At 37.7% G+C, this 20,392-nt stretch carries 17 protein-coding genes; 6 read left to right on the forward strand and 11 right to left on the reverse strand.

What is annotated here, in order from left to right:
• Positions 1–72 precede the first annotated feature (72 nt).
• Positions 73–345 carry a GIY-YIG nuclease family protein gene (locus AB8525_RS01940; protein ID WP_369152178.1) on the reverse strand — a complete coding sequence of 91 codons (273 nt, stop codon included), beginning with the start codon at positions 343–345 and terminating at the stop codon, positions 73–75.
• A gap of 49 nt (positions 346–394) precedes the next feature.
• Between AB8525_RS01940 and AB8525_RS01945 the strand changes: the two genes are divergently transcribed.
• The 4 genes from AB8525_RS01945 to AB8525_RS01960 all read left to right on the forward strand — a co-directional run bounded on the left by AB8525_RS01945 (position 395) and on the right by AB8525_RS01960 (position 5,538).
• Positions 395–3,142 carry a valine--tRNA ligase gene (locus AB8525_RS01945; RefSeq protein WP_369178268.1) on the forward strand — a complete coding sequence of 916 codons (2,748 nt, stop codon included), beginning with the start codon at positions 395–397 and terminating at the stop codon, positions 3,140–3,142.
• On the forward strand, positions 3,139–3,798 hold the full coding sequence (locus tag AB8525_RS01950) for a TIGR04211 family SH3 domain-containing protein (RefSeq protein ID WP_369152180.1): 660 nt from the start codon (positions 3,139–3,141) through the stop codon (positions 3,796–3,798). The genes AB8525_RS01945 and AB8525_RS01950 overlap by 4 nt, the downstream gene beginning before the upstream one ends.
• Position 3,799: 1 nt before the next feature.
• Positions 3,800–5,260 carry an IMP dehydrogenase gene (guaB, locus tag AB8525_RS01955; RefSeq protein WP_369152183.1) on the forward strand — a complete coding sequence of 487 codons (1,461 nt, stop codon included), beginning with the start codon at positions 3,800–3,802 and terminating at the stop codon, positions 5,258–5,260.
• Positions 5,261–5,373: 113 nt separating this feature from the next.
• The gene (locus AB8525_RS01960) at positions 5,374–5,538 is read left to right on the forward strand and encodes a hypothetical protein (protein ID WP_369178270.1); all 165 of its coding nucleotides are present in this window, start codon (positions 5,374–5,376) and stop codon (positions 5,536–5,538) included.
• Here AB8525_RS01960 and AB8525_RS01965 read toward each other — a convergent pair.
• Positions 5,516–5,716: a hypothetical protein gene (locus AB8525_RS01965; RefSeq protein ID WP_369178272.1), complete on the reverse strand. Its 201-nt coding sequence runs from the start codon at positions 5,714–5,716 to the stop codon at positions 5,516–5,518. The genes AB8525_RS01960 and AB8525_RS01965 overlap by 23 nt on opposite strands.
• A gap of 151 nt (positions 5,717–5,867) precedes the next feature.
• Here AB8525_RS01965 and AB8525_RS01970 point away from each other — a divergent pair, with 151 nt between their 5' ends.
• The gene (locus AB8525_RS01970; RefSeq protein WP_369150210.1) at positions 5,868–7,097 is read left to right on the forward strand and encodes an IS256 family transposase; all 1,230 of its coding nucleotides are present in this window, start codon (positions 5,868–5,870) and stop codon (positions 7,095–7,097) included.
• A 54-nt stretch (positions 7,098–7,151) separates the two neighbouring features.
• Here the strand turns inward: AB8525_RS01970 and AB8525_RS01975 are convergent, their stop codons facing one another.
• Positions 7,152–7,622, reverse strand: a complete 471-nt coding sequence (locus tag AB8525_RS01975) for an N-acetyltransferase family protein (protein WP_369150196.1) — start codon at positions 7,620–7,622, stop codon at positions 7,152–7,154.
• Positions 7,623–7,671: 49 nt separating this feature from the next.
• Between AB8525_RS01975 and AB8525_RS01980 the strand changes: the two genes are divergently transcribed.
• Complete coding sequence (locus AB8525_RS01980) at positions 7,672–7,866, forward strand: hypothetical protein (RefSeq protein ID WP_369150197.1); 195 nt, start codon at positions 7,672–7,674, stop codon at positions 7,864–7,866.
• A 98-nt stretch (positions 7,867–7,964) separates the two neighbouring features.
• Here the strand turns inward: AB8525_RS01980 and AB8525_RS01985 are convergent, their stop codons facing one another.
• Genes AB8525_RS01985 through AB8525_RS02020 form a run of 8 tightly spaced genes read right to left on the reverse strand, consistent with a single transcriptional unit; the run spans position 7,965 to position 20,374 of the window.
• Positions 7,965–14,603, reverse strand: coding sequence for a cadherin-like domain-containing protein (locus AB8525_RS01985; RefSeq protein WP_369178274.1), 6,639 nt, complete (start codon positions 14,601–14,603; stop codon positions 7,965–7,967).
• 34 nt (positions 14,604–14,637) lie between these two features.
• The gene (locus AB8525_RS01990) at positions 14,638–15,150 is read right to left on the reverse strand and encodes a hypothetical protein (protein WP_369178276.1); all 513 of its coding nucleotides are present in this window, start codon (positions 15,148–15,150) and stop codon (positions 14,638–14,640) included.
• Positions 15,151–15,152: 2 nt separating this feature from the next.
• Complete coding sequence (locus AB8525_RS01995; RefSeq protein WP_369178278.1) at positions 15,153–15,308, reverse strand: hypothetical protein; 156 nt, start codon at positions 15,306–15,308, stop codon at positions 15,153–15,155.
• A gap of 32 nt (positions 15,309–15,340) precedes the next feature.
• Positions 15,341–15,787 (reverse strand): hypothetical protein, encoded by a 447-nt coding sequence (locus AB8525_RS02000; RefSeq protein ID WP_369178280.1) that lies wholly within the window; start codon positions 15,785–15,787, stop codon positions 15,341–15,343.
• A complete protein-coding gene (locus AB8525_RS02005; protein ID WP_369178281.1) occupies positions 15,784–16,197 on the reverse strand; it encodes a hypothetical protein in 414 nt (137 codons plus the stop codon). Before AB8525_RS02005 ends, AB8525_RS02000 begins: the two co-directional genes overlap by 4 nt.
• 14 nt (positions 16,198–16,211) lie before the next feature.
• Positions 16,212–17,642 carry a hypothetical protein gene (locus tag AB8525_RS02010; protein WP_369178283.1) on the reverse strand — a complete coding sequence of 477 codons (1,431 nt, stop codon included), beginning with the start codon at positions 17,640–17,642 and terminating at the stop codon, positions 16,212–16,214.
• On the reverse strand, positions 17,635–18,180 hold the full coding sequence (locus tag AB8525_RS02015; RefSeq protein ID WP_369178285.1) for a hypothetical protein: 546 nt from the start codon (positions 18,178–18,180) through the stop codon (positions 17,635–17,637). The genes AB8525_RS02010 and AB8525_RS02015 overlap by 8 nt, the downstream gene beginning before the upstream one ends.
• A 1-nt stretch (position 18,181) precedes the next feature.
• Entirely contained in the window at positions 18,182–20,374 is a 2,193-nt protein-coding gene (locus tag AB8525_RS02020; RefSeq protein WP_369178287.1) for a lipase family protein, read from the reverse strand.
• Between the last annotated feature and the right edge of the window lie 18 nt (positions 20,375–20,392).

A 20,392-nucleotide genomic window follows, 5' to 3' on the forward strand; every position in this document is an offset into this window, starting at 1 on the left:
TTTTTCCGTTATATTGTCTTTAAATTTCAACTATTTTAACACGCAAAATCATATCAAGGATTTTGTGTTGAATTATTGTTCCAAGGTCTGCCTAATAAGTGTTAATTTTTCACTACGAGACAGTGCCTTAATTTCACATTCGCGTTTTTGGGCAGTGGAGCGGTCTTTGGCATTTTCTTGATAAACCAATTCACAAGGGCCATTGGCACGGGTATATTTGGCACCTCCGATGATTTCTCCGTTGTGTTGACGAAGGCGTTTTTTGATGTCGTTGGTAACACCACAATATAGGGTGTTATTTGTGCATTCTAATAAATACACTAACCAAATTTTATTGTTACTCATAGGTATTTTGTTGGTATAATTACACAGTTTAATCCATCTTTACAAGTCAATGGAAAAAACCTACAACCCTGAACAAATCGAAAGCAAATATCGCTCACTTTGGGAGGGCGAAAATCTATTCTCTTCCGATTTAAATTCTACCAGTCCGAACGCCTATTGTATTATGCTGCCACCACCAAATGTGACGGGTTCTCTGCATATGGGGCATGCTTTTCAGCATACGATTATGGATATTCTAACTCGTTATCATCGGGGCAAAGGCGAACAAACACTGTGGCAACCAGGCACTGACCATGCGGGAATTGCAACACAAATGGTAGTGGAACGCCAACTGGCTGCAAAAGATATTACCCGTCATGATGTTGGGCGTGAAAAATTCATTGAAAAAATTTGGGACTGGAAAGAGCAATCTGGTGGCACGATTACTTCACAAATGCGTCGTATGGGTGCGTCGGTAGATTGGGAAAAAGAACGCTTTACGATGGATGATGGACTATCGAATGCAGTTAAAAAAGTTTTTATTCAACTGCATAAAGAGGGTTTGATTTATCGAGGTAAACGCTTGGTAAATTGGGACCCTGTATTACACACGGCGGTATCTGATCTTGAAGTGATTAGCACCGAAGAACAAGGCTCGCTTTGGCATATGCGTTATCCCATTACAGATACAGATGAAGTAATGGTAGTGGCAACAACACGCCCTGAGACGATGCTCGGCGATAGTGCTGTGGCAGTGCATCCAGATGATGAGCGTTATGCACACCTTGTTGGCAAGACCATTAATTTGCCGTTAACAGATAGAAAAATACCTATTATTGCTGATGATTATGTGGATATGGATTTTGGAACGGGCTGTGTGAAAATCACACCTGCACATGATTTCAACGACTATGAAATGGGGCAACGACATAATCTTGAAGTAATTAATATTCTCACAGATGATGCCAAAATCAACGATACAGTTAAAAGTACTTATACAGGTATGGATAGATTTGTGGCTCGCAAGCAAATAGTGAAAGATTTGGATGAACAAGGTTTGCTAGAAAAGATTGACCCACATAAATTGATGGTGCCACGAGGCGATAGAAGTAATGCAGTGATTGAGCCTTATTTAACTGACCAATGGTTTGTAAAAGTTGCACCATTAGCACAGCCAGCGATTGATGCAGTGAAAAAGGGTGAAATTCGTTTTATTCCTGAAAATTGGGACAAAACTTATTATAACTGGATGGAAAACATTGAAGATTGGTGCATTTCTCGTCAAATTTGGTGGGGGCATCGCATTCCTGCTTGGTATGATGAAAATGGCAATATTTTCGTGGCAGATTCACTTGAGGAAGCGCAAAAACAAGCGGGTGAAGGAGTAACGCTCAGACAAGATGAAGATGTACTTGATACTTGGTTTTCTTCTGCTTTATGGCCATTTTCAACATTAGGGTGGCCTGAAAAAACACCTGACTTAGCACGCTTTTATCCAACCGATGTTTTGGTTACAGGTTTTGATATTATCTTCTTTTGGGTAGCAAGAATGATTATGTTCGGGCTTAAATTTACGGGCGAAGTACCATTTAAAGACATTTATATCACTGGCTTAATCAAAGACGGGCAAGGGCAAAAAATGTCTAAATCCAAAGGTAATGTTTTAGACCCCATTGATTTGATTGATGGTATTTCACTGGAAGATTTATTAAAGAAAAGAACACAAGGCATGATGCAGCCAAAAATGGCTGAAAAAATCAAAAAACAAACTAAAAAAGAATTTTCGGACGGTATCCCTGCTTTTGGTACCGATGCATTACGCTTCACTTTCGCGGCACTCGCTTCATTTGGTCGTGATATCAAGTTTGATTTAAAACGGGTTGAGGGTTATCGTAATTTCTGTAATAAATTGTGGAATGCCTCTCGTTTTGTATTGATGAAATTAGAAGGCGAAACCATTGATACCAATGCAAAACTGTCAACTGCTGACGAGTGGATTTTGTCGCGTTTACAAGGTACTAAAACCAAGGTTGAAAAACATTTAAAGGATTATCGCTTAGATTTAATGAGTCAAGAGCTGTATGAATTTGTGTGGGGTGATTATTGCGATTGGTATTTGGAATTGTCCAAGCCATTGTTGGCAGATGAAAAAACCAAGGCAGGGACGCAGGCGACATTGATTAAAGTTTTGAATGAGATGGTTACTTTATTACACCCTATTATTCCGTTTATCACCGAAGAAATTTTTGAGCAATGCAATACAATTCTCGACAAAGATAATCAATCTTTAATAACTCAAGCTTATCCACAAGTAGAATCACAACTCATTTCTGAGCAATCTGAGATGGAAATTAAATGGCTACAAACCTTTATCCTCGGTATTCGCCAAATCCGTGGGGAAATGAATATTCCGCCAAATAAACCGCTTAATTGCTTTGTACAAAACTTCAATAAAACTGATGAAGTGTATCTAAATAAGTATATAAATATCTTAAACACCTTGTCAAAGATGGCAACCATTGATAAACTTGCAACAAATAATGAAGCCCCTGAGTCAGCAACTGCATTGGTTGGTGAGATGAAAATACTAATTCCGTTAGCGGGGTTGATTGACAAAGAACAAGAAGCAGCGCGCTTAAACAAAGAAATTGAAAAATTAGAAAAACAAAAAATGGTGTCTGAAGGAAAATTAAATAACAAAAAATTTGTCAGTAGTGCGCCTGAGGCGATTGTAAACACTGAAAAAGAGCGATTGGCTTCGGCCGAAAGTGCTATTACTGATTTATCCGAACAATTAAAGAAAATAGGTAACTTATGAAATTAAAAAACACCCTCCTTATCACTTTTTTATTACTCAGTTCAGTCGTGGATGCTGATTCTTATGTGTATGTTACCGATATGGTACCTATTCCAATGCGTTCTGATAATAGCATTCAAAATAACCCAAGCAATCTCATTAAAATGTTAGATTCTGGCACACAATTAAAAATTCTTGCCACTGAAAATGGCTGGACTAAAGTTAAATTTGAAAACACCGTAGGCTGGATGATTTCTCGTTATTTAACTTCTAATACACCTGCAAGAGTGCAATTAGAAAGACTTAGACGCAGTAGTAACAATAATCAATTATCACTTTCCAAACAAAATGAAAGGAATATTGCACTTGAAGATTACATCCTTGAGTTAAAGAAAAAAAATACAGCTTTATCTATTCAAGTGGGTAAATTAGAGTCAGAAAAGAAGCATATTCGAAGTACCTACCAAGACTCTCTCAAACTTGAACATGAAAATAAAAATCTGAGAACCCAAACTTTACAATTAACCGCAGAATTACAACTATTACAAAATAACAGCACGATTGACCAAGATTCTAGTTCCAGAAACTGGTTTATCGTCGGTGCCTTAGTGCTGTTTTTTGGCTTTATAATGGGTTTTGTTTTCCCTAAGCGTACCAACAATAACAGGAGATTTTAAAATGAACTTACTAAAAACTGCACTTACTTTTGATGATGTATTATTGGTGCCTGCACATTCAACTACAATGCCTAAAGAAGTCAATTTACAAACCCAATTAACTAAAACCATTACCCTAAATACCCCAATTTTATCGGCAGCAATGGACACAGTAACAGAAGCGAAACTTGCTATCACAATGGCACAAGAAGGTGGCATCGGCATCATTCATAAAAATATGTCAGTAGCAGAGCAAGCAGCAGAAGTGCGTAAAGTAAAGCGATTTGAGTCTGGCATCATTAGAGAGCCAATCACGATTGACGCCACGGCAACCATTCAAGATGTGCTTAATAAACAACAGCAATACAAGATTTCTGCCTTGCCAGTAACAGACGGTAACATAATTATTGGCATGGTAACGAGTCGTGATGTGCGTTTTGAAACCAATCTTCAAGATTCGGTTAAAAACATTATGACTCAACAAGAAAATCTAATTACCGTTAAGGAAGGCACAAAAATGGATAAAGTGCGCGCCTTGTTACACAAGCACCGTATTGAACGCGTGATTATTGCTGACGATACTTTTAAATTACAAGGTATGATTACCGTTCGTGATATTCAAAAATCAACCGATTTTCCAAATGCCTGTAAAGACAAAAAGGAGCAACTGCGTGTCGGTGCTGCCGTTGGTGTAGCTGCTGGCACAGGTAAACGAATTGATGCTTTGGTTGAATCAGGTGTGGATGTTGTCGTTGTTGACACCGCACATGGGCACTCGCAAGGTGTACTTGACCGTGTTAAAAAAACCAAAGCCAAATATCCAAATTTGAATATTATCGCTGGCAATATTGCCACAGGTGCTGCAGCATTGGATTTAGTCAAAGCGGGTGCAGACTGTGTAAAAGTCGGAATCGGCCCAGGCAGTATTTGCACCACGCGCATTGTTGCAGGTGTTGGTGTGCCACAAATTACCGCAATTTCTGATGTCGCTGACGCTCTTAAAGGTACAGGTGTTCCATTGATTGCTGATGGTGGTATTCGCTACTCAGGTGACATTGCCAAAGCCTTTGCTGCGGGTGCATACTGCGTCATGCTTGGCTCAATGTTAGCTGGCACTGAAGAATCCCCAGGTGAAGTAGAACTTTACCAAGGTCGATCCTATAAGTCTTACCGCGGTATGGGCTCAATCGGTGCAATGAACCAATCACACGGCTCATCTGATAGATACTTCCAATCAGACTCTAAAGCTGATAAATTAGTCCCAGAAGGTATCGAAGGTCGTGTGCCATTTAAAGGCTCTATCCGCCCTATTATTCACCAAATGATAGGTGGTGTCAGGTCATCAATGGGTTATACAGGATGTGAAACTTTGGATAAGATGCGCGTCAATGCGACTTTTGTTCAGGTAACTTCAGCAGGTATGGTTGAGTCACATGTACACGATGTTAGTATCACCAAAGAAGCGCCAAATTATCATCAATAAATCTATTTTCTTTTATCTTAGAATAGGAATACTGAATTATTAAACAAGAGGTTTTAATAACAACTTTCTTTTATAAATGCTATTTATTTTTAATTTGAGACCTTTGCATAAATATGAATAATCATCAAAACGCCATCTTTCATCAAATTACAAACTTTTTAAAAACACCCTTAGCCCTGCTAGGAGTGGATTTAAAAAATTTCCAATTTAATAAAATCTGTCATTTTGCTAATCATCCCTATTTATGCAAAGGTCTCAATTTAAGAGTCTTATTTTAAATTGCTTTGCCCTTCTAATCTTTTGCTTTTGCTCTTGCTCTAATTTTATTACTTTCTGTGCTTTTTTAATTGCCGCTCGTCGTTTCAAAGCTTTTTGTCGATTGAAGGTATTTTGAACTTTAGACTTAGATTTAAGCTCCAGTAAAATTTCTTGCTTTATTTTTTCTTTCAATCCCATTAAATCTATTGATTGATTATAAGATTTTGGTAATTCATAAGCCTCTATTGGGTTTAGCAAATTCCGAGAGCGTAAATTAAACTGTGTAAATCCTTAAAAAGCTTTTGATCCTATAAAATCAAAAGCATTAAAAATACAAGGAGAAACACAAATGAGTTTAATCAACCACAACGAACTAAAAAGACAAATCCAAACAGGGGAATTTACCTCCCTTGATAACATCGCAGATGAATTTAAAAACATAATGCGAGAGGTTATTCAAACTGCTAGCGAAGAAGAACTATCAAGCCATCTTGGCTATCAAAAAAATCAGTTATCACTAAAAGATAACGACGGTCGTAATTATCGCAATGGGCATAACAAAAAGACTTTAAAATCCAAGTATGGCAATATAGATGTCGCCATCCCCAGAGATAGGCAAGCCAGTTTTGAGCCACAACTAGTCAAAAAGCGTGAAGTCATTTTAGACGGCAGTGAGGATTTAATCTTGTCTCTTTATACCAAAGGCATGAGCGTTAGAGACATTCAAAATCATCTTGATGATTTGTATGGTTATGAGCTATCTACCACCACCATATCCAACATTACCGAGAAGATTATGGTTAAGGTAGATGAGTGGCAGCATCGTCCTTTAGAGGCGATTTATCCCATCATATTTATGGATGCTACCGTACTTAAAATCAAGATTGATTCTGTGGTTAAAAACATTGCTGTGTATATTATGCTGGGTGTAAGTCTTGAAGGTAAAAAAGAGATTATTGGATTTTGGATAGGTGAAAACGAAACATCTAAGTACTGGCTCACAGTGTTAAACGATATTAAAAAGCGTGGTATTAACGATGTTTTAATCTTTGCTATTGATGGATTAAATGGCTTTAATAAAGCAATAGAGGCTGTTTACCCAAAAGCTGAGGTTCAGCGCTGCATTGTTCACCAAATCCGCTCATCGCTAAGATTTGTGTCTTGGAAAGACACAAAGGCAGTTGCTAAAGATTTAAAAGCTGTTTACACGGCTTTAAACGAAGAGCAGGCATTATTATCACTAGATGAATTTAAACATATTTGGGATAAAAAATACCCTAATATTGCCAAATCATGGCATAACCATTGGAGTGAGCTATCAACATTCTTTAAGTATCCGCAAAGCGTTAGAACATTGATATACACAACTAACCCAATAGAATCATTAAATGCTATTATCAAGAAGAAAACTAAATCTAAGGGCTCATTCCCAACACAAGGATCAGCGCTTAAAATGGTATACTTGGCAACACAACAAATACAGGAAAAATGGCAAAGAACTAGAGTTAGAAACTGGGGTGAGATTTACCCTCAATTATGTATATTTTTTGATGAGATTATGGAAAAATACGAGAAATAGTTAAGAGTGAAAAGGCGGATTTACACAGTTTAATTTACGCTCTCGTTAAGACTTTTATAACTTAAACGCATAATTACCCCCTAAAGTTTTTGCCCCTATTTTTCTAAAAAATCTATCAGTATTGGCAATACTGATGCCTGATGTTACATGAAATAATAAATGAGACACACCATGATCTTTGGCAAATTTCTTTGCAGACTTAACTAAACGCATAGCGACTTTTCCACCTGCCAATGTATCACGAATTTGTTTCTTAATATAGATAACACTAACAGTTGCTATAGGGCGTGAATCGGCAATAAAGTAACTACCAAGTGTTGCGTAAATAAAACCAACAATCTTATCACCAATACGAGCGACCAAACATATTGCCTTTTTATTAATAATCTTGTCATAAAATGCACTAAACTTAATTCTGCTAAACGGCATATCAGCAAAAACACTCTCGTGATGGACTTGTTGTGCCAATTTCTGTTCAATGGTAAAGTTAGTACGTTCTTTTCTTGGTTTGGTTATTTGTGTCATTTTGACCTCCTTATGGTTTGGTATTATAAGGCTATCTTTGTGTCCAAGATTGTTAGACCATTACACCTTTAACCAAAGTACAAAAGCAAGACAACAAGCAACGATCAAGCATCCGTTATATTGTTGCCAACAAACTGGCAGCAACACCGCCACAAAAATTGGCAATAAAATCAGCGAAGGCTCAAACAAGACATGGAGCGCTACTAAAAATTGGTGGAATACCACAGGCAGTGAGAAAGCCTAAGAAGTTGGTAATAAAATCGGACAAAGTTCAAATAAAGTATGGGATGTCACTAAGAAAGACTGAGGTAATGTAGTATTACACCACTAATACATTTTCTATCAAATAACACTCATATCATCAATACTCAGTGAATAAGTACCTGTATTTGAACTAAAGGCTCCAGCAGAGACATAGTAAGTGCCAGATTCTGTTGTGTTAAAGTCAAGTTGTGAGTTAGATAATTGCCCACCATCGTCATTGGTTGTGCTATTTATCATATTACCATTAGCATCATAAATGCCACGCAAATAAGTATCACTTAATGTGCCTGCACTGGTAGGAGAGCCTTCTAGGTTAATTTGATAGTTTATATTGGCTTCTAAGACAATACGGAACCAGTCTGTATCGTTGGCTGTTTCAATATCGCCTATAATAACATCATTTAGCGTTAGTTCGCCTGTGGTGCTGGTATTGTCAGCAATGTCGCTAGGAGTGACATTAACCGTAGTAACCACCACATCTACAGCACTGGTAATAGTTGCTGTGCCATCACTAATCTCATAGCTCAGTTGTAGTTGACCATTGAAGTCAGCATTTGGGGTTAGTGTCCAAGTACCATCTTGGTTATCAATCAGACTGGCATTGCTACCAACAACAGAAAGATTAGCCACACTTAACGCATCACCATCAACATCGCTGGCATTAGCAAGCAGTTGTGCTGTGGTGATAGTGAGTACTTGGTCTTCATTGGTTGTTAGACTGACATTAGCACTGACAATTGGGGCATCATTAACCGCATTTAAAATATCTTGAGCACTCCACTGAGTGCCATCTGAAAACTCAATTACATCAATTGAACCACCTGTAAAAAATTGATCATTAAAAGTAATAGTTTCGCCTGTAGGGGTAATGGTTAAGATAGCGTTATAACCAGATTTAACAATGCTAACTTCATCAGCATTTATATCAGTTAAAATTAAATAATCATCTCCAGAATAATCATTAATAATATCATTCCCATCACCTTTTTGATAATAATATTTATCATTCCCAAATCTGCCATTTAGAATATCATCGCCTTTATGTCCAATAATTTTATCGTTAGAAAGACTGCCTTGTATATCATCATCACCATCAGTGCCTATATAAAATGTATTGTCTGATATATCCTGAGCACTCCACTGAGAACCATCTGCAAACTCAATTACACCAATTGTAGCTCTAAAGAATTGACTTTCAAAAGTAATAGTCTCACCTGTAGAGATAATGGTTAAGATGGCATCGTTGCCAGATCTAGAAATAGTTATTTCATCAGCATTTATATCTGCCAGAATTAACCTATTTTCTCCAGAATAATCATCAATAATATCATTCCCATCACCTTTTTGATAATAATATTTATCATTCCCAGAGTTGCCATTTAAAATATCATTGCCTTTACGCCCAATAATTTTGTCATTGCCAGATCCGCCTCTTATATCATCATCACCATCAGTGCCTATATAAAATGCATTGTCTGATATATCCTGAGCACTCCACTGAGCACCATCTGCAAACTCAATTACACTAATTGCAGCATTAAAGAATTGACCTTTAAAAGTAATAGTCTCACCTGTAGAGATAATGGTTAAGATGGCATCGTTGCCAGATCTAGAAATAGTTATTTCATCAGCATTTATATCTGCCAGAATTAACCTATTTTCTCCAGAATAATCATCAATAATATCATTCCCATCACCTTTTTGATAATAATATTTATCACTACCAAAATCACCCTTTAAAACATCATCACCTTTAAGTCCAATAATGTTGTCATTGCCAAAACCACCTTTTAGATTATTATCACCATCAGTGCCTAATATTGCATCAATAATATTAACATTAACAGTTACACTAGTTGCCGCCTCGCCATCACTAACCTCATAACTTAACTCTATTTGACCAAGAAACCCAGTAGTTGGGTGTAGCGTCCAAGTACCATTATTATTAACTGTTAGGATGCCATTATTACCAACTACGCTCAAATTAACTACGGTTAAATCATCACCTTCGATGTCACTAACATTAGTTAGTAATTGCGTAGTGGTGATGTTTACATTTCTATCTTTAGCACCTGATAGATTGACAATAGCACTAATGATTGGGGCATCGTTAACTGGAGTTATGTCAATATTGGCACTACTGCTAATTGTTGCCCTAGCATCACTAATATCATAATTTAACTCTATTTGACCATTAAAATTAGCATTCGGCGTTAGGCTCCAAGTGCCATCATTATTAACTGTTAGAGCGGCATTATCACCAACAACACTCAGATTGATAACAGTTAAATCATCACCATCAATATCACTAACATTAGCTAGTAATTGTGCGCTGGTGATAGTTAAATTTTGATCTTCGGTACCTGCTAGGCTCACCACGCCGCTCACAGTTGGCAGGTGATTAATTGGAAGGATGTTAACCCCAGCATTTGCACTAACACTAGAGTGAGTATCGCTAACCTTATAACTCAACTGCACTTGACCATTAAAATTAGCATTTGGAGTTAGAGTCCAAGTGCCATCATTATTGTTAGTTATGCTGGCATTATCGCCAATTACACTTAAATTGATAATAGTTAAATCATCACCATCAATATCACTAGCATTGGCTAATAATTGTGCTGTGGTGATTAATACATCCTTATCTTGCAAGCCATCATCTAGCCTAACATCAGCGCTAATTATAGGAATATGGTTGCCATCAGCACCTGTTATTTGAGCACTAGAATATGTGGTTATACTTTCTAAAGTGCCACGATCATCGGTATAACTAGCAACAGTTCGTACATACTTGCCAGTATGCGCTTGTGCTAAGGTTAGTTCACTGCTCGTAGCACCAACAATATCCACCCAAGTTTGTCCATCAGTTGAGTATTGCCATTGGTGGCTTAACTCACCTATACCATCAGCATCAGATAAAGTATTTGTTAGCGTTAAAGTTTGTCCTTCTATTGCATCTCCTTGTAGGTAAATACGCCCTCTTACGCCTGAATTAAAATCATTCCCAGCCGTATTAATGTGCCATACACTGTCATCGGTAAACATAATTCGTTCAATTACTCTATTTTCTGCGGTATTTTTTAACAAAATGCTATTTTGAGCATTTATAGTAAGTAATAAGTCACTTCCATTTGTCGTAACAGTAACATCAGCAATTTGTATGCCTTCTCCAAATACAATAGTGTCCACACCCTGAGTGTCAATAATAGTATCATTGCCATCACCTAAATTAAAATGATAAGTATCATTACCTCTGCCACCGTCCAAAATGTCATCACCTAAACCGCCTGTAATGACATCATTGCCAGCCTCCGCTCGTATAGTGTCATCACCTGCTAAACCATCTAGAGTATTATCCCCACGATTACCAATAATATTATTGGCATTGTTATTGCCAGTACCGTCTATATTTTCATCCCAAAGTTTAACTGCTTTTTCGGTATAAATACTATAAGCATTCATAACATCAGCCGCTTCTCTGAAAGTTTCAACATCAACAAAACGGGTCATATCATTAATTTTCCCGCGTCCTGAATCACTGATATAAAATCCCATTAATTCACCAGTGCTGGCACTGTGCACTGCTCCTGTCAAAGTTACCGCATGATTAACACCGCCATTACCAACATAATTTTGATCGTCCCATAGTTTGCCTGCATTGACTGACAATATCACCCCACGACCACCACGAAGCAAGTTAGCAATACCTGTTTCGTTGTAACCATGAATAACATCATTGTCAATATTGTAGCTATTTAAAATGGCTTGTTGCTGTAGGTAGTTTGAACCACCCAGTTGACTAGCAGGCAGGCTAGGGTCATTTATTGCCCAGTTGTTATTAATAGCCACATTAACCACTTCACCTTCTGTTGTAGGTGTGCCTGTTTGGGTGATTAAATTAGCAATTGAAGTTAAAGCGCAAGTGCCTTTGTAATTCTCGATAGCATCACCTTGTATATAATCAAGTTCATTGCGTTTTGGAAAGCCATAAACTAAAACATCTTCACCATCAACCCGACCTTTCTCCGCCTTGGAAAAATCAAGCAGAGTTAGGTTTTCTATATGCTCACCTAAGGTTTGACTGATGCTACTTTGGATAGTGTCTGTGCCTTGATTGGCATTTTCAATCACTTGGTCATTGATGTTATCAACATAATAGGTATCATCACCCAAACCACCAATCATTTCATCAGCACCGGTTACACCATCAATGATGTTGTCGCTGCTATTACCGATGATTTTATTATCTTGTGCGTTGCCAGTACCGTGGATATTAAAGCCTTCGAGTAATCTAAGCTCTTCAATGTTAGCATTCAGTAGATAACTGGTGCTAGATATCACAGTGTCATAGCCTTGGTTGCTTTGCTCATAAATACTATCATTAACACTGTTAACAATATAGATGTCATCACCTTGTCCGCCTACCATAACATCCGCATCAGCACCACCATCGAGGTAGTCATTACCTAAGCCACCAACCAAAGTATCTTGACCTGCACCACCATATAAATGATCGTTGTCACTCTCCCCTGTATCTAAGGTTTGTTTGGCTTCATTGCTGGCAGTAAAGCCAGCTAAATAATCGTTACCATCACCACCATACAAAACATCATCACCGACTTGACCAAACAGGTTATCATCACCTGCCTCACCATAGAGTTTATCATTACCCTTGCCCCCTTGAAGTTCGTCATTACCTGTGCCACCATAAAGCCTATCACTACCTAAGCCAGCGATTAAAACATCATTGCCACTACCGCCATTTAGATAGTCATCATCAGTTTCACCAGCACTTAGGCTTTGTTTAGCTTGATTAGCAGCGGTAAAACCCAATAGCAGGTCATTACCCTCACCACCCCAAAGCTTGTCGTTACCAGTTTGCCCAAACAGGCGGTCTTCACCATCACCACCCATGAGTTCGTCATTACCATCATTACCTTGGATTTCATCATTACCTGTGCCACCCCAAAGCTTATCATTGCCTTGCTCGCCTAGCAAGGCATCGTCATTAGCACCGCCATCTATAATGTCGTTACCAAGCCCACCGTACAGACTATCATCACCTGCGCCACCATATAAGGTGTCATTGTCAGTTTCTCCTGCACCTAAGGTTTGCTTGGCATCATTACTAGCAGTAAAGCCAACAATCACATCATTGCCACTACCGCCATGAACAGTATCATCTCCTACGCCAGCAAATATTTTATCATTGCCTTGTTCGCCATAAATATGGTCATCTCCAGCATAGCCTAATAGTTCATCATTACCTTTACCACCCCAAAGGTTATCAGCTCTATTACTACCACCCATCAGATCGTTACCATCGCCTGCTAAGAAGTGAGTGAGTGCGTTGAGGCTAAAGTATCTGGTGTAACTGGAAAAATAGTTCACATCAAAAGCATCATTGCCATCAGTGCCGATTAGCATATGAGTGCGACCTTCATCGATTTTAATATCATCGGCACCCCAAGAAATTACCCCATCATATGTACCAATAAAGTTAATCGTATCTCGCAGATGACGATAGTTACTATCAGGGGTGGTCGGTTCAGTTGCTTGATTAGCCTGATTAGGCTGGTTAGTGGCAACAAGACCATTGCCTTGAGTATAAAAACCATAATCAGATTGCTGAATAGGCTGGTTAAGGGTGCTTAAATTGACTAACTCGCCAGTATTTAAATGCCCATCTTCATTGAGATCTGTCCATAGGTTGAGGCTGGTGGTTTCATTAGTGCTGAGTTGTCCGTCATTATTAGTATCTAGCGCTTGAAGCTGTGCAATGCTTAAAGCCTGGTTATTGGCATCCAATAAAACACCTGTATGACTAGCAATACTCAAGGCATTGTCATATTCTTCACTTTGAGAGTCATAAAAAGCACCGATTGGGTCGTAGGTATATTCATCGAAATTATAGTTAGGTTCAAAAACATAATCATCCAAGGAATAATCCAACACATAGTCTTGGAAGGCGCTGAATTCCTCATAGGTTATCAAGCCCTCTTGTAGTTCTTGAAGCATGGCTTCTTCTGCATCAAACAAATCACCAATATCACTAAAGGCAACATCTGGGTCATTAACAAACAACTCACCTTGGTCGTTAAGGTCTACGATGTTGCCATTTTTCCATGGGGATAGGGCTTGGGTGGCGGTGTCGAAGGTGAATTGGTCGATTGGGTTGCCTGCTTGAGACTCCTTGATAATGATTGGGTTGTTGATTTGTTGTATTTTTTCTGCAGGGGTTTGTGCCTTGCTATCAGCCAAATCAAGTAATGAAGTGGCGTCCTGCCAAGTGTCGCTTATGGCGTTGCCGACGACATCTAGTAGCCCATCAATTTTTGCAGTTACTTCTGCATCGCCTTCAGCATAAGCCCACATGCTAAGCCCTAAAGCCGCCGCACCAAGACCTAATGCTAAATAAGGTGTTTTCCATACAGCAATAGAGCTAGCTGCATTGGTAAGGGTTGTGATTTTGTCAAGGGTTGAAGTGTTTTCCCAGTTACTTATTGTATTAATCAAATCAGCACTGCCAACCAATGAGCCAAAAAGATTAACCCCAAATCCAGCTTTAATGATACTAATACCTGCATGCAAGGTATCTGCACCTATTATAATAGCATCTAATGGGTTTTTTTCAGATACCGTTTGAAGAGTGCCTGTATTAAATTTAATAGTTTGAAAAAACTCTTCCATTTCTCTTTGCGTTAACACTTTAGCCATTATTATTCTCCTTAGTGGTTAAATTTTTCATTATTTATTGTTTTCTTCGTTTTTTATTGTGGTAATTTTGCCATGGATATTCGCCTTCTACTATAATGTTGTTTTTACGCTCATAAATGAGTTGGCTTACCCCGTCAAATTTATAAAATAAATATCTCAATACAAGTGATAGCATGGCTAATAAAAAGCTTTTAAAACCAAAATTTTCATCATAAAAACCAATAGATACATCAGATGGAGGGAATATAAAAAACAGAGCAGTAAAAATTAACCCTCCAGTATAAGTTGCTGTCAAAGTTAAATACCACCGACCATTAAAAATTCTTTTATTACGAGAATACATTAAGTTTCCAATATTCCCAGAACCTTGCTGCTCAGGCCAAAAAAAGAATTTAATGAGAAACCGTATGGTTTTGCATATCTTACTTTTACATTTTTCATCATCTGCGTATCTTGATTGCAAAAATAATCTTTCTTGAGCGGCAAATAATAATCCTAGAATAAGCAACGCTATAAATCCTAGTATGGATTGTAAATCTTCATTCATAATTAAGCTGCCTTTCTAAAGTCTATATAAAGCCATGCATCACCATTTTGAATACCCTCTTGTAAAGTTGTCGCACTTCCAACTGAAAAACTAGTTGCACCTAGTATTTTGTCAATTGCTTCCTGTGCAAATTTAACGTTATTTTGATTTATAGCCATTTTTTACTCCCCTTTTTTATTTCAATTTCTCCCTAATGCTTGCCAGAAAGAATATCATCTTTACTCATATAACGCTCATCTTGATGGATAAACTTACCATATCTTTTTAATTCTTCGTGTTTAACTTTTATTAATTTTTTAACGCCATCAAAGCCATATAAATAGTAGCGAATTGGTAATGCAACAATAGTGAGTAACAATAGCAATATACCCGCATAATAAGTATTCTCACTATAAAGCCAAATATTTCTAGTGAGAATTTCTTTTTTTACTTTAGAAAACTGTATGATTTCCTTCCCTTGTTTAGACTTTAAACTAAGTAATTTTTCAGTCTCAAAAAACCCCATATAAGGGAAAGGCACATAAGCAACCTCTATCTCCGTATTGTTGCGTATTAGCTGTAAGTACGTACCCATGTTTGGGTTATTTTTCTTGTAAATATAATCATTAAACTTATATTTTTTATTATCTTTTGTCACAATAAAAATATGTGGTTTTTTGTATTTTTCTTTTCAACGATTAATCTTGCAGAAACATACTGTAAATTTTGTTTTTTAATAGACTGTATTGCTAATTCCTGCACTCTTTGTGCATTTTCAAGCAAAAGAGCTGGAGTGCCAAAAAGAAATCCCAAGAAAGAAAGAAATGATAATATTAACCAGCCTTTACTAAATAGTCTTTTGTTGCGCGAATAGTGCACATTAAAACTAGTGCCGTGTGATAGCATATACTCATCAGGCAGAAAGAATTTAAGCCAAAATAAAATTTTTGATTCTGGTTTATGTAGCGTATAGTAAATTATTTTTTTAAAAAACAACTGATAGTAAGCCCCATACAAAATTGATACCAGTAAAAAAAAGATAGCTACATTGGGTAGTATATATTCCATAAATTTATTAAAGATTAAGCCGCTTTTAAAGTTTGTCCTTGATTATAAGACTTGACATTAATAAATACAAGTCTATTATTGTTTGCTAATATAGTGTTTTTATTTGTGTTGATATTAACCTCATCATTACCATCAGTGCCGATTAGCATATGAGTGCGACCTTCATCGATTTTAATATCATCAACACCCCAAAGAATTACCCCATTATATGTACCAATAAAGTTAATCGTATCTCGCAGATGACGATAGTTACTATCAGGGGTGGTCGGTTCAGTTGCTTGATTAGCCTGATTAGGCTGGTTAGTGGCAACAAGACCATTGCCTTGAGTATAAAAACCATAATCAGATTGCTGAATAGGCTGGTTAAGGGTGCTTAAGTTGACTAACTCGCCAGTATTTAAATGCCCATCTTCATTGAGATCTGTCCATAGGTTGAGGCTGGTGGTTTCATTAGTGCTGAGTTGTCCATCATTATTAGTATCTAGCGCTTGAAGCTGTGCAATGCTTAAAGCCTGGTTATTGGCATCCAATAAAACACCTGTATGACTAGCAATACTCAAGGCATTGTCATATTCTTCACTCTGAGAGTCATAAAAAGCACCGATTGGGTCGTAGGCATATTCATCAAAATTATAGTTAGGTTCAAAAACATAATCATCCAAGGAATAATCCAACACATAGTCTTGGAAGGCGCTGAATTCCTCATAGGTTATCAAGCCCTCTTGTAGTTCTTGAAGCATGGCTTCTTCTGCATCAAACAAATCACCAATATCACTAAAGGCAACATCTGGGTCATTAACAAACAACTCACCTTGGTCGTTAAGGTCTACGATGTTGCCATTTTTCCATGGGGATAGGGCTTGGGTGGCGGTGTCGAAGGTGAATTGGTCGATTGGGTTGCCTGCTTGAGACTCCTTGATAATGATTGGGTTGTTGATTTGTTGTATTTTTTCTGCAGGGGTTTGTGCCTTGCTATCAGCCAAATCAAGTAATGAAGTGGCGTCCTGCCAAGTGTCGCCTATGGCGTTGCCTACAGTGTCAATTAGTCCATCAACTGCTGCTGAAGCCACTTCGTCGCCTTCAGCAAAAGCATACATACTAAGACCAAGAGTAAGCGCACCAAAGGCTAATGCCGAAATTGGATTTAGAAAAATAGCAGCAGAACTTAGCGCGCCCGTGATGGTAGTTACTTTATCTATAGTTGAAATATTATCCCAATTATTTATTGAGTTGTATAAGTCTGTACCACTAATAAGTGCACCAAAAGCATTAACTTTTAAGCCAGTTTTAAAAATACTAATAGCAGCATGCATGGTATCGGCGCCTGTAACTAAAGCTTCTGTTGCATTGCTTTCAGATACCGTTTGAAGAGTACTTACTTGAAATTTAGTAGATTGAAAAATAATATCTATTTCTCTTTGAGTTGGTAATAATATTTTAGCCATTGTTATTCTCCTTTATTATTAAGTTGTTTTTTATTCTTATTTTTAAGTTTTGCTTCTTTTTTTTGCGGTAGTAGTCTTGCCATGGATATTCGCCCTCTACTTTGATGTTGTTTTTGCGTTCATAAATGAGTTGGTTAACACCATCAAATTTATACAAAAAATATCTTAATAATATTGCCACCATCATCATTATTAAATAAATAAATAAAAACTTGGGTTTGTGATTTAAAACCAAGAAGGTATTGAGCAAGTCTAAAGAAAGAAAAACGAGTCCAACGCTATAGATAAAAGTCAAAGTCAAATACCAACGACCGTTAAAAATTCTTTTATTACGAGAATACATTAGGTTTCCAATATTGCCAGAGCCTCGTTGTTCAGGCCAAAAAAAGAACTTGAATAAAAACTGTATTGCTTTAGATGTTTTGCTTGTGCATTTTTCATTGTAAATATATTTTGAATTTAAAAACCAACTTTCATGGTATGAAAATAATATTGTGAAAATTATTATTGGTATAAATGACGCTAAAATTTCATTCATCTCAAGCCACTTTTTTTAAATTGACCAAATCCACATCAAACCACACATCATTCATCTTGTTACTTGTGCCATCAGTAGTGGTAAAACTGCCCTGTTGTTTATGGGCGTTGTTGCTGCTATCAACTTCGTTTGAGTTGGTGCAGGTGGTATTGAGTGATTGCACGCCTGCTTCGCTTAGACTTAAAAGCTCGCCCTTGTCTAATTTGCCATCAGAGTTTTTGTCTTGCCAGATTTTAAGATTGCTAAAGTTTGCGTCTTGGCTGTCAACTTTGCCATCATTATTACTGTCTAAGGCTTTTAACGCTTCAAAGCCATTGGCAGCTTTATTGCCATTGGATAAAACCGTATTATTACCAAACAACTCTGAACCATCATCAATCTTGCCGTTGTTGTTTTTGTCAAATACCAATAAACCATCGTCTTTACCACCCCAAAGGTTATCAGTTCTATCACTACCACCCATCAGATCGTTACCATCGCCTGCTAAGAAGTGAGTGAGTGCGTTGAGGCTAAAGTATCTGGTGTAACTGGAAAAATAGTTCACATCAAAAGCATCATTGCCATCAGTGCCGATTAGCATATGAGTGCGACCTTCATCGATTTTAATATCATCGGCACCCCAAGAAATTACCCCATCATATGTACCAATAAAGTTAATCGTATCTCGCAGATGACGATAGTTACTATCAGGGGTGGTCGGTTCAGTTGCTTGATTAGCCTGATTAGGCTGGTTAGTGGCAACAAGACCATTGCCTTGAGTATAAAAGCTATAATCAGATTGCTGAATAGGCTGGTTAAGGGTGCTTAAGTTGACTAACTCGCCAGTATTTAAATGTCCATCTTCATTGAGATCTGTCCATAGGTTGAGGCTGGTGGTTTCATTAGTGCTGAGTTGTCCATCATTATTAGTATCTAGCGCTTGAAGCTGTGCAATGCTTAAAGCCTGATTATTGGCATCCAATAAAACACCTGTATGACTAGCAATACTCAAGGCATTGTCATATTCTTCACTCTGAGAGTCATAAAAAGCACCGATTGGGTCGTAGGCATATTCATCAAAATTATAGTTAGGTTCAAAAACATAATCATCCAAGGAATAATCCAACACATAGTCTTGGAAGGCGCTGAATTCCTTATAGGTTATCCAGCCCTCTTGTAGTTCTTGAAGCATGGCATCTTCGGCATCAAACAAATCACCGATATCGCTAAAGGCGATATCTGGATCATTAACGAACCACTCACCTTGCTCGTTAAGGTCTACGATGTTGCCATTTTGCCATGGGGAGAAGGCTTGGGTGGCGGTGTCGAAGGTGAATTGGTCGATTGGGTTGCCTTGAGCAACTTCGTGTGCCAAAGCTTCCAATTGGCTTTGGAATTGCTCCAATTGCAAAGCCGAAGCATCTTGCTGTATTTCCTCATAATTTTGTTCAATATATTCTAATGCAGCCTCTAAAGAGTGATTGTCTATTAACCCATCGGCAGTCAATGCTAAGCCTAGTGAAAAAGTTGTAGGATGGCGCATTAAAAATAGTCCTACATTTGTTTGAATGTCACTCACTGCGTCAATTTTTACTTCAACGCCTAGGTGTGTGCCAATACTACTCACTGCCGAACCTTGCTCAGAGATGTTGGTGAAATTAGCACCCACACTAGGTGTGTCAGCAACCTCGGTAAAGGCATCTGGGTAAGACTCTCTAAGTGAAGAAATAAAAACTTGATAGTCATTATTTGCCACAATAGCACCCGCACCTGGAGCATCAATTGCAACCCCGTTTAAGCCAAAAGTATAAGCAACAATTTGGGCAAGACCACCCCCTAGGGAATGACCTGTTACCGAAAAAGTATCAGTTTGACTAGCACCATCTGAGTTTTTAACAGCTGCATCAATTGTTTGTGCCACATGGGTGAGTGCTTGTTGAAACTGCTCGGATAAACTTCCCGTTAAAAAAGATGTATTATCATTCAAATCATTCAGTCCATTGGTGCCAGCAATAGCAATTACAGTATGGTTAGGATGGTTAGCATTTTGATAATTTTGGATTTGTAGACCTGAGTCGAAATTATTTGTTTTTTGGTCATTAGTTACTTCCCATTCATTAACCCCTCTGTTTTTTGCATCCTTCTTATAAACATCGTTTGCCAATAAAGTTGATTCAAAATAGGTGATTGGGTTGTTGTTATTTTGTGTTGGCATAGTGTTTCTCCATTGTTG

The sequence above is a fragment of the Candidatus Thiodubiliella endoseptemdiera genome (genome assembly GCF_964212635.1).
Taxonomy (GTDB): Bacteria; Pseudomonadota; Gammaproteobacteria; order PS1; family Pseudothioglobaceae; genus Thiodubiliella; species Thiodubiliella endoseptemdiera.